The organism is Pseudomonas sp. HMWF032 (assembly GCF_003060885.1).
Lineage (GTDB): Bacteria > Pseudomonadota > Gammaproteobacteria > Pseudomonadales > Pseudomonadaceae > Aquipseudomonas.
The window spans coordinates 471,369-485,997 of record NZ_QAIG01000005.1 but is presented as its reverse complement, the minus strand read 5'-3'; the positions used below and the strand labels follow the sequence as shown (position 1 = coordinate 485,997).

Below are 14,629 nucleotides of genomic sequence, written 5' to 3'. Positions count from 1 at the left end.
GGTTGAGGAGCCTGCGACGAAGCCCAACGATAGCCGGGTGGAGCGCTACGCGCGCCCTGTTGGGCTTCGCACGCTCAACCCAACCTACGAACCACTCAGCATCCACTCCAGCCCCATCGCCACATGCAGTTCGGTACTGTCGAGCAAGGGCAGCGGAGCATCCAGCCCATCGAGCAGCAAACCGATCTCGGTGCAGCCAAGAATCGCCACCTCGGCGCCCTGCCCCTGCAGCGTATGCAAACAGTCCAGATAGAACGCCCGCGCCTGCGGCAAAAACTGCCCCTGACACAGCTCGGCAAAGATCACCCGGTCAATTTCAGTCATCTGCACGGCGTTCGGGGTGATCACGTCGATGGCAAAACGCTCAGCCAGGCGCTCGCGGTAGAAGTCCTCCTGCATGGTGAACCGCGTCCCGAGCAGGGCCGCACGGCGCACACCTTGGCGTTGCAGGGCCTGGCCAACCGCATCGCCGATATGCAGCAGGGGAATGTCCACCGCCGCTTCGATGGCCGGCGCCACCTTGTGCATGGTGTTGGTGGCCAGCAGCAAAGCTGTCGCGCCGGCCTGCTTCAGGCTCTGCGCGGCACAGGCCAATAGCTCACCCGCCGCCTGCCAGTCCGCGCGCCGCTGCAGCTCGGCGATCTCGGCAAAATCCACTGAATGCAGCAACAAGGGCGCCGAGTGCAACCCACCGAGGCATTCGCGCACGCCCTGGTTGAGCAAGCGGTAATAGCTGGCCGTGGACTCCCAACTCATACCACCCAGAATGCCTAACTGACGCATATCACCTCCACTCGATAAAGCCTTGAGCCTAATCCGCCACGGGTCCGGCGCACAGGCACAGTGCGCAGTAGAGCAGCCGGTACAGCCTTATCTATTAAATCGAAAAGGCATATAAACCTTTCCAAACATTCTTAGACTCTCTAAGCAAAGCCGATTATCTTCGCGGCCTGTTTTACGCCCTGTTCTACCACCCGCTGTCAGGCGCGCCCCTAGTTATGAAAATTCGTAATCTCGATCTCAGCTCAAGCCCGCTCAATGACGAGCATCAGGCGTTGGGGCTCCCCCCTGTAGAAGACTTCGTCACCCACCCGGACAATCACCCCGTACTGCGAGCAGCCGTATGGTTCGCCGCGCTGACCCTGATCGGCCTGCTGCTGTTTCTCGCCTGGCGCCTGTTCTTCGGCGACAACAACGGCCATAGCGGCCTGCAGATCATCGAAACCACCCTGCGCAGCCCGACCTTCTGGAGCGCGGTGGCGGTCGGCTTTTTCGCCCAGGTCATCGACGGCGCGCTGGGCATGGCTTATGGCATAACAGCCACTACCTTCCTGCTCAGTGCTGGCGCCTCTCCCGCTGCCGCCAGTGCCAGCGTGCACATCGCCGAAGTGTTCACCACCGGCCTGTCGGGGATTTCCCACGCCAAGCTGGGCAACGTCAACAAATCGCTGTTTCTGCGCCTGCTGCTGCCCGGGATCATCGGTGCCGTGCTCGGCGCGGTGCTGATCACCAGTTTCGATGGCGAAGTGATGAAGCCATTCATCTCCGCTTACCTGCTGCTGATGGGCCTGTACATTCTGCGCAAGGCGTATCGCCACGTGCAGCAGCAACGCAGTGAGCCCAAGCATGTGGCCAAACTCGCGCTGTTTGGTGGCTTCGTCGATGCCGCCGGCGGCGGCGGCTGGGGGCCGGTGGTCACCAGCAGCCTGCTCGGATCGGGTAGCGACCCACGCACCACGATCGGCTCGGTGAACTTCGCCGAGTTCTTCCTGACCATCACCAGCGCCGCCTCATTCATCCTCCTCGCCGGCCAACCGGACACCTGGATGATGGTCGCCGGTCTGGTGTTTGGCGGCATGTTCGCCGCACCGTTCGCCGCGCTGCTGTGCAAAAAGCTGTCGGCGCGCACGCTACTGACCATCGTCGGTTGCCTGATCACCCTGATCAGCGCCTACAACATATATAAGGCCCTGAGCTAAGACGGGTAGCGTCATAAGCATCTTATAAAACGTTCTAACAAAGGCCCGTTTCATTGCCCCAGCGCATTGACCGGGCCTTCTTGCTTTGGCCATGCTGCGGGTCTTTCAAACTGCCCTGAAGGAACGCGCGCATGAAATTGGAAACCCTGGCCATCCACGCCGGCTACAGCCCCGACCCGACCACCAAGGCGGTGGCGGTGCCGATCTACCAGACCAGCTCCTTTGCCTTCGACGACACCCAGCATGGTGCCGATCTGTTCGACCTGAAGGTCGCCGGCAATATCTATTCACGGATCATGAACCCGACCAACGCCGTGCTCGAAGAGCGCGTGGCGGCGCTGGAAGGTGGCGTCGGCGCGCTGGCCGTGGCCTCGGGCATGGCCGCGATCACCTACGCGATCCAGACCGTCGCCGAAGCCGGTGACAATATCGTCTCGGTGGCCAAACTGTATGGCGGCACCTACAACCTGCTGGCCCACACCCTGCCGCGCTTCGGCATTCAGACCCGCTTCGCCGCCCATGACGACATCGCCGCCCTCGAAGCGCTGATCGACGAGCGCACCAAAGCGGTGTTCTGCGAATCCATCGGCAACCCGGCCGGCAATATCGTTGACCTCGCCGCGCTGGCCGCCGCCGCGCACCGCCATGGCGTGCCGTTGATCGTCGACAACACCGTGGCCACGCCGATCCTCTGCCGCCCGTTCGAGCATGGCGCGGACATCGTCGTGCACTCGCTGACCAAATACATCGGCGGTCACGGCACCAGCATCGGCGGCATCGTGGTGGATTCCGGCAAATTCCCCTGGGCCGACAACAAGGCGCGCTTCCCGCTGCTGAACACCCCGGACCCGTCCTACCACGGCGTGACCTACACCGAAGCCTTCGGCCCGGCGGCCTTTATCGGTCGCTGCCGCGTGGTGCCGTTGCGCAACACCGGTGCGGCACTCTCGCCGTTCAACGCTTTCCTGATTCTGCAAGGCCTGGAAACCCTGGCGCTGCGCATGGAGCGCCACTGCGAGAACGCACTGAAGGTCGCCCATTACCTGCAAAATCACCCGCAAGTGGCTTGGGTGAAATACGCCGGCCTGCCGGATCACCCCGAGCATGCACTGGCGCAACGTTACTGCGGCGGCAAACCGGCCTCGATCCTCTCGTTCGGCATTGTCGGTGGTCAGGAAGCCGGCGCGCGCTTTATCGATGCGCTGCAGCTGGTGGTGCGCCTGGTCAACATCGGCGATGCCAAATCGCTGGCCTGCCACCCGGCCTCGACCACCCACCGCCAGCTGAATGACGAAGAACTGGAGCGTGCCGGCGTACCGCGCGACATGGTGCGCCTGTCGATTGGCATTGAGCACAGCGACGACATTCTCGCCGACCTGGCCCAGGCGCTGGACGCCGCGGCGCGCTAATCGCCCTTGATATCCGCGCAAGCGACTCCAGATAAGGGATAACCGCCTCTGGAGTCGCCCATGTCCAATCCCCTGCTGATCCCCTGCCCACACTGCAACGGTCTTAATCGTATTCCCGCCGAGCGTCTGGGCGATACGCCGCGCTGCGGCCGCTGCAAATCGGCAGTGCTGCCCAGCACACCCTTCGACCTGACCCAAGCCAACTTCGACGCGCAGAACAAGGGCGACCTGCCGCTGCTGATTGATGTCTGGGCCAGCTGGTGCGGCCCCTGCCGCAGCTTTGCCCCGATCTACGAACAGGCCGCCGCGCAACTGCAAGGCCACTGCCGCCTGGCCAAGCTGGACAGCGAAGCCAACCCTCAGCTGTCGGCGGAAATGGGCATTCGCTCGATCCCAACGCTGATCCTGCTCAAGGGCGGTGTGGAAGTTGCCCGCCAGAGTGGCGCACTGCCCTTGCCGCAACTGCTTGGCTGGCTGCGCCAGCAGGGCATTTGAGCGGATCGGTCAATCAGGCCACGGCAGCGCGGTCATTACTCCAATCACGACCAACCTTTAGGCTGGCTGCACAACAATAACTGTGGAGCCAACCATGCCAATGCCCTTTGAACTGGTGCGCCAGCTCACCGAAGAACAGATTGCCTTTGTCCAGCGCAGCGGCCTCAAAGCGGAAATGCTGGAAGTGGGTCATGTCCGTCTGCGCATGCCGCTGGCGGGCAACCAGAACCATATCGGCAGCATGTACGCCGGCGCACTGTTCACCCTGGCGGAAATTCCGGGCGGTGCGTTGTTTCTCACCAGCTTCGATACCCGGCGTTTCTACCCCATCGTCAAGGAAATGAACCTGCGCTTTCGGCGCCCGGCCAGCGGCGATATCTGGGTCGAGGCACACCTTGCAGAGGAAGAAATCCAGCGGCTGCAAAAACAGGCAACAGAAGAGGGCAAAGCGGAATACGTTTTAGAGTTGCAGCTGACCGACGACAGTGGTGAAGTAGTGGCTCAGAGTCGCGGCTTGTACCAATTACGCACGCGCTGACGCCTGACCTTGCCCTGGGTCAAAAGTCCAGCTATGACTCGAGGTCACAATAAATGTGCCGACATGCATCGGCAGGAGAACGCCGACCATGCCCAGTCACATCCTTATTGCCCACGACCTGCGCGATACTGCCGATATGGCGCTGTGCCGCGCCACGCAGCTGGCCAAGCAGTTCAACGCCAAACTGACCATCCTGCATGTGCTCGACCCGAGCAAGAGTAGCCAGGAGCATGAACAGGCCAAACAGACCCTGGATCGCAGCCTGACGCAGTACGCCCCGCCCGGCAGCCAGCTGCTGATCCGCAGCGGCATCAAACCCTCGGAAGTGGTCCTGCAGCAGCTCAACGAGCTGGATTGCGACCTGCTGGTACTTGGCGGCCATCACCAGCGCCACGACTTCTTCTCCGGCACCAGCCTCGACCGCATTGCGCGCAACTGCCCGGTGCCGCTGCTGCTGGTGGCGCGCAACAATTTCAGTCCGTATGAGCGCGCCCTGGCTGCCATCGACTTCTCCCTGTGCGCCTGCAGCGCCCTCGGCCAAGCCTATCGCCTGCTACCGGAAAGTGCCGATCTGCATGCCCTGCATGTGTTTGAACCGGACAAGGGCACGCCCAAGCAGGTCGAAGCGCAATTGACCACACAGAAGGCACTGATCAACCAGTTGCTGGAAGACGAAGCACAGAACCTGCCGGAAAAAGGTCCGACCCTGAGCCACTCAGTGGAACAGGGCGGCATTCTGCGTTGCCTGCAAGCCCGCCTGAAAAGCCACGATATCGAACTGCTGGTACTGGGCAGCCATGGCCGCAGCGCATTGTCGCAAGCGTTGCTGGGCAGCTTGGCGCAGCACTTTCTGCACAAGGCACCCTGCGACATCTACGTCGTCCGCTGACGATCTGCTGCGCGTCGGCCCTGCTGCGTTGAAAACAAGTTCGGAATGCTCATGTACAAAAGTACACTCCGCGTCCTCACCTGTTTTCGCCTTGCACGGCTCTAGCTCGCGAGATCTTCAATAGGCTCTGAACCAGCCAATAAAAAAGCTGCCTAGGCAGCTTTTTTTAATTACAGCCAACGCTCAATTGTCGTTAAGCAGGTCATGCAACTCGACAAACTGCTGCGTCAGTTTGTGGCTGCGGTCCAGGTAGATCAGCGGTGTACAGGCCTGATGCGACTCACGCATCTTCACCGAACTCATCAAGTTAACCGGCAATACCGGCAACCCTTCAGCGATCAGCTCTTCCAATAGCTGCTGCGGCAAACTGGCGCGCGGCTGGAACTGGTTGACCACGATGCCCTCCACCTCCAGGCCCTCATTGTGGTCTTCCTTGAGCTCTTCGATTTCACGCAGCAAGCCATACAGCGCCTGACGCGAGAAGCTGTCGCAATCAAACGGAATCAACACGCGGTCAGCGGCGATCAACGCGGAGACGGTGTAGAAATTCAACGCTGGCGGCGTATCGAGGTAAATCCGCTCATAGTCTTCGCTGAGTTCTTCGAGCAGTTTGCGCAGCTTGTTGATCTTGTGCTTCTGCTCCAGCTTGGGCTGCAAGTCAGCCAGCTCAGCCGTCGCGGTCACGACATGCAGGTTTTCAAAGGGCGTTTCGTAGATGTCCACGCCGCCCTTCTTGCCGAACGGCGCAGACGACAGCGTGCCCTTGAAGAACTCGGCAATGCCCATGGGGATGTCATCGCCAGTCAGGCCGGTGAGGTAATGGGTCGAATTGGCCTGGGCATCCAGATCGATTAGCAGGGTGCGATAGCCCTGGGAAGCACTCACCGCGGCCAGGTTGCAGGCAATACTGGATTTACCCACACCGCCCTTCTGATTGAAGATCACGCGCCGCATGAAACACCTCCCTGATCCCGCATTAACCCCGAAATGGTCCCGAATTCTATGCAAACCGCGTGACAAGGGCGAGATTTTCGGCAATTGCTCTGCCGCCAGTGGTCTGAAGCCTGCGCCATGGATTTGCGCACGAGCCGCGCGGTCTGGATAATGCCAGCACTTCGCCACACCTGCCGCCAAGCTCTATGCGGGCTGTGATTGGTTGCAGCCGACATGGACGCCCACCGCGTGACACACTTCCGGATCGAACAATGGCGTGCCTGGGCCCCTGGCCTGGACAGCACGGCTGACTGGTGCGCCTGGCATCAGACACCCTCGCGCCTGGTCGATACCGGCCAACAACCGGATGTCAGCGCACTCCCCGCGATGCAACGCCGACGACTGAGCCGCCTGGCGCGCATGGCCTTTCACGTCGCCTGGCCGCTGGCAGAAGCACATCCACAGTTGCCTATGGTGTTTGTCAGCCGTCACGGTGAAACCCCACGCACCCTGACCATTCTTACCGATCTGGCACACGATGAGCCGCTATCGCCCACGCAGTTCAGCCTCTCGGTACATAACGCAATTATCGGCCTGTGGTCGATTCAGCGCGGTGATCACAGCGAAATGACAGCCCTTGCCGGTGCCGGCGACGGCCTGGAGAACGCCATGTTGGAAGCCTGCGGCATGCTCCGTGACGGCGCACCGGCCGTGCTACTGGTGCTGGCCGAAGAAACCCCGCCTACGCTTTATGCACCGTTTATTGATGACGTGCCGTTCCCCTATGCCGTTGGCCTGCTGCTGACGCCGGGTGATGATTGGCAACTGGATCTTCGCCAAGACAGCGGTGCACGCAGCGAATGGCCGCATGCCCTCAATCTGGTTCGTGCCCTGTGCAGTGACCAAACCACCCTGCAACATCACTGGAAAGGCCGACAATGGACCTGGTCACGCAACAAGGCCTGAGTCGCTATAGCGCACCGTATTGGTGGCGGCTGATGGCCACGGCCCTGAGTTTCAGCCTGTTCGGTATCGGCGGCGTGCTGCTGCGCGTACTGATTTTCCCATTACTGGCCTTACTGCCCGGCGACAGCCTGGCCCGACGCACCCGTGCTCGTGCGGTGGTGAGTAAAACCTTCTACCTGTTCGTACGCTTTATGTACCGCAGCGGTGTGTTGACCTACGAAGTCGAAGGCATCGAACGCCTCGGTCAGCCGGGACAAATGGTCATCGCCAACCACCCGTCGCTGATCGACGTGGTGGTGCTGATCGCCTTTATTCGCGATGCCAACTGCGTGGTCAAACAGAGCCTGTGGAACAACCCGAGCATGCGCGGCCCCCTGCGCGCGGCCCACTACATCAGCAACAGCGGTAGCATGGACATGCTCGATGAAGCGGCCAGCGCGCTGCAAAGCGGTCAGACTCTGGTGATATTCCCCGAAGGTACGCGCACCACACCGGGGCAACATCCCGAATTTCATCGTGGTGCAGCGGCCATTGCCCTGCGCGGTGCGCGCATCGTCACCCCAGTGGTGATCAGCGTGACGCCCACCACCCTGACCAAGGCCGAGCCCTGGTACAGCATTCCGTCGCGTCGTTTTCACATTCGCCTGCGCGTAGGCGAGGATATCCACCCACACCAGTTCAGCGTGCTGGGTCCTGCGCCGATTGCGTCCCGCAAACTCAACGATGTTCTGCACCAACACTTTATTAAGGAGCTCGCCCAAGATGAGCGATTTGCAGCTGGAAATTAAGAACCTGATCATCGACGCCCTAGGCCTCGAAGACATGGCCGCAGAAGACATCGCTGCTGACCTGACCCTGTTCGGCGAGGGCCTTGGCCTGGATTCGGTAGACGCCCTGGAACTCGGCCTGGCCATCCAGAAACGTTTCGGCATCAAGATCGACGCCGAAGCCAAAGACACCCGCAAGCACTTTGCCAACGTAGCCAGCCTGGCGGCATTCGTGTCATCGCAACAGACCGCCTGAGGACGCCACCGATGCAAACCCGTGAAGAGATTTTCGAGACCTTGCGCGATGCCCTGGTGGAGCTGTTCGAGCTGGAACCAGAGCGCATTACCGCAGACGCCAACCTCTACCAAGACCTGGAAATCGACAGCATCGATGCGGTTGACCTGATCGACCATATCAAACGCCAGACCGGCAAAAAGCTCGCCGCTGAGGAGTTCAAGGCAGTGCGCACCGTCGGTGACGTGGTCGAGGCGGTGCTGCGACTGGTCAACGCCCCAGCCAGCGAATAATGAGTCGCCTATTTGGCCTGCTCCTGCTGCTGGCCGGACTGCTCTATCCCTTTGCCGTGTATTACGGCATGGAGCATCTGTCGCCACGCCTGTTCGCCGCCGTGCTCGGCGGACTGTGGCTGGTGCGTGCGCTGAGCCAATGGGGCAAGCCAGGCAATCGCTGGATGACCGCCGTCGCCCTGGGGTTCTGCCTGCTACTGGGGCTCGCCGGTGAGCCCGAGCTGCTGCGCTGGTATCCGGTACTGCTCAATGGCCTATTGCTGGCGCTGTTCGGCCTCAGTCTGAAATTCGGCCCGCCGCTGATCGAGCGCCTGGCGCGCCTGACCGAGCCGCAGTTGCCGGAGGTCGCCGTACGCTATACACGGACTGTCACCCAGGTCTGGGCCGGGTTCTTCCTGGCCAATGGTCTGGTGGTGGTGGCGCTGAATGTCTGGGCGCCGCTGAGCTGGTGGACACTGTATACCGGGCTGATTGCCTACGGCCTGATGGGCCTGCTGTTTGCCGGTGAATGGCTGGTGCGCCAGCGTGTAAGGAGACATGAATGAACTGGCTGCCCCTCGAGCACCTGCTGCTCGACGCCCACCCAGGCCGTGCAGTAACCGCCGATATGGATCACCCCCAGCTGCGCCAGCACGCTCTGCAACTGGCGGCTGAGCTGCAAGATCGCGGCGTAAAGCGCTTGGCGCTGTACCTCGACGATGCCGCTGAGCTGGCCATTGCCCTGCTGGCCGCCTGGCGCGCCGGGATTGCCGTGCTGCTACCCGCCGATGCCCAGCCACAGACCCGCCAGCGCATGAGTACGCAGTGTGAGCTATGGCTGGATAGCATTGACGGACTGCTTAACGCCAATAGCGCTGCATTGCCTCCAGCGCCACTTGATCTCGACCAATGCCAGCTGACCCTGTGCACCTCCGGCTCCAGCGGCGAAGCCAAGCTGATCGACAAATCCTTACGCCAGCTGGCCAATGAAGTCACCGCCCTGGAGCAACTCTGGGGCGCGCAATTGGGCAGCGCGACCATCCTTGGCAGCGTTGCCACCCAGCATATCTACGGCCTGCTGTTTCGCGTGCTCTGGCCGCTGTGCGCCGGCCGCGCCTTTTTGCGCCGCGCCCAGCCATTCCCCGAAGATTTACAGCGCGAAAGCCTGGCCAGCGGCAGCGACTTTGCCTGGGTCGCCAGCCCAGCCCTGTTGAAACGCATGGGCGACAACCTCAACTGGCCGGCCCTGCGCGCAGTACGTCAGGTGTTCTCTTCCGGTGGCGCGCTGCCGGCGGAAACTGCAGCCGACTTGCAGCACCTGCTAGGCCAATGGCCCACGGAAATCTACGGCAGCTCGGAAACCGGCGGTATCGCCTGGCGTCAGGGCGGCGAGCTGTGGACCCCGTTTGCCGGCGTCGAACTGGGACAGAACGCCGAAGGCGCGCTGCACCTGAGCTCACCCTATCTACCGCCCGGCCATCGCGAGCAAACCGCCGATGCCGTGGAACTACAAGCCGATGGCCGCTTCGCCCTGCGCGGCCGCCTGGACCGGATTATCAAGCTGGAAGAAAAACGCATCTCCCTGCCCATGCTTGAACAGGCGCTGAGCAGCCACGAATGGCTCAGTGACGCACGGCTCGGCGTGGTGCAGGAGGGCCGCGCCTACCTCGGCGCGTTGGTGGCCTTGAGCCCGGCCGGCCTGCATGCGCTGCGCAACCAGGGGCGCAAGACCGTCACCGCAACCCTGCGCCGCCATCTGGCCAGCCACTGCGAAGCCATCGCCCTGCCCCGCCGCTGGCGGCTGCTCGCGCAACTGCCCTACAACAGCCAGGGCAAGTTGGCGCAAGCCACCGTGGACGCTCTGCTCGCGGCGCCACGCCCCACCCAAGTGGAGCCACTGTCGGCGGTCGAACAGGACGGCGAATGGCGGGTGGAACTGCTGGTGCCACTGGATCTTGCGCACTTCACCGGCCACTTCCCGCAGACCCCGGTACTGCCGGGTGTGGTGCAGATCGACTGGGCCCAGCAACTGGCACGTCGCCTGATCAAAGACCTGCCGCCACGGTTCTGCGGCATGGAAGTGCTGAAATTCCAACAACTGGTGCGCCCCGGTGATCAGTTGCAACTGACCCTGCGTTTCGACGCGGCGCGCGGCAAGTTGTACTTCGCCTTCCGCCATGGCGAGGCGGCCTGCTCCTCAGGGCGCGTATTACTGGAGCCTGCGCAATGACGGCCCTGCACTGCAATCTTCGTAGGTTGGTGCTGAGCCTGCGAAGCCCTACGACCAACGCCGCAGATGTTGGGCTTCGTTCCTCAGCGCCAACCTACGTGACCAACTTCAGCGCCAAGTGCTGCCATGCATAAGCCCTGTGCGGTGATCCCGGTGTACAACCACGAACACGCGCTGCCCGTGGTCGTCGCCACGCTGCATGCGGCTGGCCTGCCCTGCGTGCTGGTGGACGATGCCTCCAGCCCGGCCTGCGCGGCGGTGATGGATCAGCTGGCCGAGCAACCCGATACCCACCTGGTGCGCCTGGCGGTCAATCAGGGCAAGGGCGGCGCGGTGATGGCCGGCCTGCGTGAAGCCGCGCGTCTGGGCTTTAGCCATGCACTGCAGGTAGACGCCGACGGTCAGCACGACCTCAGCGATTTGCCGCGCTTTATCCACGCCTCGCAAGCCGCCCCCGAGGCGCTGATCTGCGGTTATCCGCAGTACGACGAAAGCGTGCCGAAAGGCCGCCTCTACGCGCGCTACCTGACCCATGTGTGGGTGTGGATCAACACCCTGTCGCTGAGCATCCGCGATTCCATGTGCGGCTTTCGCGTCTATCCGCTGCCGGCTACCCTGGCGCTGATCAACACGGTCAAAATCGGCAAACGCATGGATTTCGACACCGAAATTCTGGTGCGCCTGGCCTGGCGCAATCAGCCGATGCACTGGTTGCCAACCAAAGTGCATTACCCGCTGGACGGCCTCTCACACTTTCGCCTGTGGCTCGACAACGCGCTGATTTCGAAGATGCACGCCACGCTGTTCTTCGGCATGTTGCTGCGCGCACCACTGATTCTCTGGCGCAGGTGGCGCGGATGAGCCAGCAACACTGGGCCGGGCAACGCGAGCGCGGCAGTTTTATCCTGATGAAATTCACTGCCTGGCTGGCGCGCAAGCTCGGCCGCCGCCTGATCAGCCCGCTGCTGTACCTGATCGTGCTGTATTTCTACCTGTTCGGCGCCAAGGCGCGGCGCAGCATCCGTCAGTACCAGTACAACCTGGCCAACTGGAGTGGTCACCCAGCACTGCAGCCCACCCGCCTGTCCGTGTTTCGCCAATTCATGAGTTTCGCCGACACCCTGCTCGACAAGCTCGACGTGTGGAACGGCAAACTCGGTCTGGATCAAGTAACCCTGATCGACACAGCCACTGCAACGTCCCGCCAGCAAGGCCGTGGGCAAATGCTGGTGGCCGCACACCTGGGCAACCTGGAAGTCTGCCGCGCCCTCGCCGAACTCGGCGAGCAGGTAACGATGAACGTGCTGGTGCACACCAAACACGCCGAACAGTTCAACCGCCTGCTCGGTGATGCCGGGGCCAGCAACCTGCGCCTGATTCAGGTCAGTGAACTGGACGCGGCGATCATGCTGCAACTGTCAGAGCGTCTGGAGCGCGGCGAATGGCTGGCAATTGCCGGCGACCGCGTACCACTGACAGGTAGCCGCACCGTAACCGTGGACTTCCTCGGCAAGCCCGCCGCCTTTCCACAAGGCCCGTGGTTGCTGGCCGGGCTGCTGCAATGCCCAGTCAACCTGATTCACTGCCTGAAAATCGACAAACGCTACCAGGTGATCATCGAGCCCTTCGCCGAGCGTCTGCACTGGAAACGCAGCGAGCGGGACGCAGTGATCCGCCACTGGACGCAGCGCTACGCCGACCAGCTCGCGCAACGCTGCCTGGATGCGCCCCTGCAATGGTTCAATTTCTACCCGTTCTGGAATGAAGATGACGACACATCAGCCTGACCCCATTGTGTTTGGCGAACGCCCCCTGAGCATCGAACAGGTTGTCGCCCTGGCCAGCCGCAGCGCCCCGGCGCAACTGCAAAGCGATGCCGCCTACCGCGAAAAAATCGCCAAGGGTGCGCGTTTCCTCGACAGCCTGCTGGACAAGGAAGGCGTGATTTACGGCGTCACCACCGGCTACGGCGACTCCTGTGTGGTGGCCGTGCCGCTGCACCAAGTCGAAGCGTTGCCGCGTCACCTCTACACCTTCCACGGCTGCGGCCTGGGCAAGCTGCTGGATGAGCCTGCCACCCGCGCCGTACTGGCCGCGCGCTTGCAGTCGCTGTGTCAGGGCGTGTCCGGCGTGCGCGTGGAGCTGCTCGAACGCCTGCAGGCGTTTCTCGAATTTGATGTGCTGCCGCTGATTCCGGAAGAAGGCTCGGTGGGCGCCAGCGGCGATCTGACGCCGCTGTCCTATGTCGCCGCCACCCTCAGCGGTGAGCGCGATGTGATGTTCAAGGGCGAGCGCCGTCATTCAGCCGATGTGCACAAAGAGCTCGGCTGGACGCCGCTGACCCTGCGTCCGAAAGAGGCTCTGGCGCTGATGAACGGCACCGCCGTGATGACCGCCCTGGCCTGCCAGGCCTATTCGCGCGCCGATTACCTGCTCAAGCTGGCCACCCGTATCACCGCGCTTAACGTGGTGGCGCTGGAAGGCAACCCGGAGCATTTCGACGAACGCCTGTTCGCCGCCAAACCGCATCCAGGGCAGATGCAAGTCGCCGCCTGGTTGCGCCAGGACCTGGCTATCGACGCGCCGACCGCACCGCTGCACCGCCTACAGGATCGCTACTCGCTGCGCTGCGCACCGCATGTGCTCGGTGTACTGGCTGATAGCCTGGGCCTGCTGCGCCAATTTATCGAGATCGAGCTGAACAGCGCCAACGACAACCCGCTGATCGACGCCGAAGCCGAGCGCGTGCTGCACGGCGGGCACTTCTACGGCGGGCATATCGCCTTCGCCATGGACAGCCTGAAAAACCTGGTGGGCAACGTCGCCGACCTGCTCGACCGCCAGCTCGCCCTGTTGGTCGACACCCGCTACAACCACGGCCTGCCGAGCAACCTGTCCGGCGCGCCGAGTGTCAGCGCGATGATCAACCACGGCTTCAAGGCCGTGCAGATCGGCACCAGTGCCTGGACCGCCGAAGCGCTGAAAAACACCCTGCCGGCCAGCGTGTTCTCGCGCTCCACCGAATGCCACAACCAGGACAAGGTCAGCATGGGCACCATCGCCGCGCGCGACGCCCTGCGCAGCCTGGAGCTGACCGAGCAGGTCGCCGCCGCCACCCTGCTGGCCGCCAACCAGGGCGTGTGGCTGCGTCAGCGCGCCGGCAAACACGACCTCCCTGCGCCGATCGCCGCCATGCGCGAACAACTGGCCGTGGACTTCCCCCCGGTGATCGAAGACCGCGCTCTGGAAGCCGAACTGCGCCTGTGCCTGGTGCGCATCCGCGAACAGCACTGGAGGCTTTATGCGTAGCAAGGGCGTATTGCAGGCGGAAATCACACTGCTGGTGCCGTTCTTCGACGTCGACATGATGGAGGTGGTCTGGCACGGCCATTACGTCAAATACTTCGAAGAGGCGCGCTGCGCGCTGCTCGACAAGCTCGGCCACAACTACGTGCAGATGCGTGACGCTGGCTATGCCTGGCCGGTGATCGACCTGCAACTGCGCTATATCCGCGGCGCACAGTTCGGCCAAACGATCATCGTCCGCGCCGATCTGGTGGAGTGGGAGAACCGCCTGAAGATCAACTACCTGATCAGCGATGCCGCAACCGGTGAGCGCATGACCCGTGGCAGCAGCGTGCAAGTGGCGGTGGAAATCGCCACCCGCGAGATGCAGTTTGCCTCACCCCAGGTGCTGATCGACGCCGTTGAGAAGGTACTGGCGTGAACAGTCTTTGGCCCGAGCTGAGCCGCCCCCCTGGCTCCTGTCTACCGGCAATGTCGGAGCGGGGACAGCCCCCGTCAGAAGGCCGAGCGCAATCGCTGTGGAAGAGGTTGAGCGGCATGGATGCCGCGAGAGCCGCGATGGGCCAGGGATGGCCCTTCGTCGGGGTGCCGCCCAGGGCGGGCCTCTGGA

At 62.5% G+C, this 14,629-nt stretch carries 17 protein-coding genes; 15 read left to right on the top strand and 2 right to left on the bottom strand.

Features of this window, described 5'->3' with window-relative positions; all coding sequences use genetic code 11:
- Positions 1 to 84: 84 nt before the first annotated feature.
- A complete protein-coding gene (locus DBR00_RS05065) occupies positions 85 to 783 on the bottom strand; it encodes an aspartate/glutamate racemase family protein (RefSeq protein ID WP_108485883.1) in 699 nt (232 codons plus the stop codon).
- 215 nt (positions 784 to 998) lie between these two features.
- Between DBR00_RS05065 and DBR00_RS05060 the strand changes: the two genes are divergently transcribed.
- The 5 genes from DBR00_RS05060 to DBR00_RS05040 all read left to right on the top strand — a co-directional run bounded on the left by DBR00_RS05060 (position 999) and on the right by DBR00_RS05040 (position 5,310).
- Positions 999 to 1,979 carry a sulfite exporter TauE/SafE family protein gene (locus DBR00_RS05060; protein ID WP_108485882.1) on the top strand — a complete coding sequence of 327 codons (981 nt, stop codon included), beginning with the start codon at positions 999 to 1,001 and terminating at the stop codon, positions 1,977 to 1,979.
- 131 nt (positions 1,980 to 2,110) lie between these two features.
- A complete protein-coding gene (locus DBR00_RS05055) occupies positions 2,111 to 3,388 on the top strand; it encodes a bifunctional O-acetylhomoserine aminocarboxypropyltransferase/cysteine synthase (RefSeq protein WP_108485881.1) in 1,278 nt (425 codons plus the stop codon).
- A 60-nt stretch (positions 3,389 to 3,448) separates the two neighbouring features.
- Positions 3,449 to 3,883 carry a thioredoxin TrxC gene (gene trxC / locus DBR00_RS05050; RefSeq protein WP_108485880.1) on the top strand — a complete coding sequence of 145 codons (435 nt, stop codon included), beginning with the start codon at positions 3,449 to 3,451 and terminating at the stop codon, positions 3,881 to 3,883.
- A 94-nt stretch (positions 3,884 to 3,977) separates the two neighbouring features.
- Positions 3,978 to 4,421, top strand: a complete 444-nt coding sequence (locus DBR00_RS05045; RefSeq protein ID WP_108485879.1) for a YiiD C-terminal domain-containing protein — start codon at positions 3,978 to 3,980, stop codon at positions 4,419 to 4,421.
- Positions 4,422 to 4,509: 88 nt separating this feature from the next.
- Positions 4,510 to 5,310, top strand: coding sequence for a universal stress protein (locus DBR00_RS05040; RefSeq protein WP_108485878.1), 801 nt, complete (start codon positions 4,510 to 4,512; stop codon positions 5,308 to 5,310).
- Positions 5,311 to 5,493: 183 nt separating this feature from the next.
- Here the strand turns inward: DBR00_RS05040 and DBR00_RS05035 are convergent, their stop codons facing one another.
- Positions 5,494 to 6,264: a ParA family protein gene (locus DBR00_RS05035; RefSeq protein ID WP_108485877.1), complete on the bottom strand. Its 771-nt coding sequence runs from the start codon at positions 6,262 to 6,264 to the stop codon at positions 5,494 to 5,496.
- Positions 6,265 to 6,477: 213 nt separating this feature from the next.
- On the opposite strand from DBR00_RS05035, the gene DBR00_RS05030 reads away from it, so the two are divergent.
- The 10 genes from DBR00_RS05030 (at position 6,478) to DBR00_RS04985 (ending at position 14,440) form a co-directional block, all read left to right on the top strand.
- Complete coding sequence (locus DBR00_RS05030; protein WP_177479906.1) at positions 6,478 to 7,209, top strand: beta-ketoacyl synthase chain length factor; 732 nt, start codon at positions 6,478 to 6,480, stop codon at positions 7,207 to 7,209.
- On the top strand, positions 7,182 to 7,997 hold the full coding sequence (locus DBR00_RS05025; RefSeq protein WP_108485876.1) for a 1-acyl-sn-glycerol-3-phosphate acyltransferase: 816 nt from the start codon (positions 7,182 to 7,184) through the stop codon (positions 7,995 to 7,997). The genes DBR00_RS05030 and DBR00_RS05025 overlap by 28 nt, the downstream gene beginning before the upstream one ends.
- Positions 7,972 to 8,232: a phosphopantetheine-binding protein gene (locus tag DBR00_RS05020; RefSeq protein ID WP_090249897.1), complete on the top strand. Its 261-nt coding sequence runs from the start codon at positions 7,972 to 7,974 to the stop codon at positions 8,230 to 8,232. The genes DBR00_RS05025 and DBR00_RS05020 overlap by 26 nt, the downstream gene beginning before the upstream one ends.
- A gap of 11 nt (positions 8,233 to 8,243) precedes the next feature.
- Positions 8,244 to 8,504, top strand: coding sequence for an acyl carrier protein (locus DBR00_RS05015; RefSeq protein WP_108485875.1), 261 nt, complete (start codon positions 8,244 to 8,246; stop codon positions 8,502 to 8,504).
- On the top strand, positions 8,504 to 9,049 hold the full coding sequence (locus DBR00_RS05010; protein WP_108485874.1) for a hypothetical protein: 546 nt from the start codon (positions 8,504 to 8,506) through the stop codon (positions 9,047 to 9,049). The genes DBR00_RS05015 and DBR00_RS05010 overlap by 1 nt, the downstream gene beginning before the upstream one ends.
- On the top strand, positions 9,046 to 10,713 hold the full coding sequence (locus DBR00_RS05005) for an acyl-CoA synthetase family protein (protein WP_108485873.1): 1,668 nt from the start codon (positions 9,046 to 9,048) through the stop codon (positions 10,711 to 10,713). Before DBR00_RS05010 ends, DBR00_RS05005 begins: the two co-directional genes overlap by 4 nt.
- A gap of 126 nt (positions 10,714 to 10,839) precedes the next feature.
- On the top strand, positions 10,840 to 11,574 hold the full coding sequence (locus DBR00_RS05000; RefSeq protein ID WP_108485872.1) for a glycosyltransferase family 2 protein: 735 nt from the start codon (positions 10,840 to 10,842) through the stop codon (positions 11,572 to 11,574).
- Complete coding sequence (locus DBR00_RS04995) at positions 11,571 to 12,500, top strand: glycosyl transferase (protein ID WP_108485871.1); 930 nt, start codon at positions 11,571 to 11,573, stop codon at positions 12,498 to 12,500. The genes DBR00_RS05000 and DBR00_RS04995 overlap by 4 nt, the downstream gene beginning before the upstream one ends.
- On the top strand, positions 12,481 to 14,022 hold the full coding sequence (gene hutH / locus DBR00_RS04990) for a histidine ammonia-lyase (RefSeq protein ID WP_108485870.1): 1,542 nt from the start codon (positions 12,481 to 12,483) through the stop codon (positions 14,020 to 14,022). Before DBR00_RS04995 ends, hutH begins: the two co-directional genes overlap by 20 nt.
- Positions 14,015 to 14,440 (top strand): thioesterase family protein, encoded by a 426-nt coding sequence (locus DBR00_RS04985; protein ID WP_108485869.1) that lies wholly within the window; start codon positions 14,015 to 14,017, stop codon positions 14,438 to 14,440. Before hutH ends, DBR00_RS04985 begins: the two co-directional genes overlap by 8 nt.
- Positions 14,441 to 14,629: the final 189 nt, after the last annotated feature.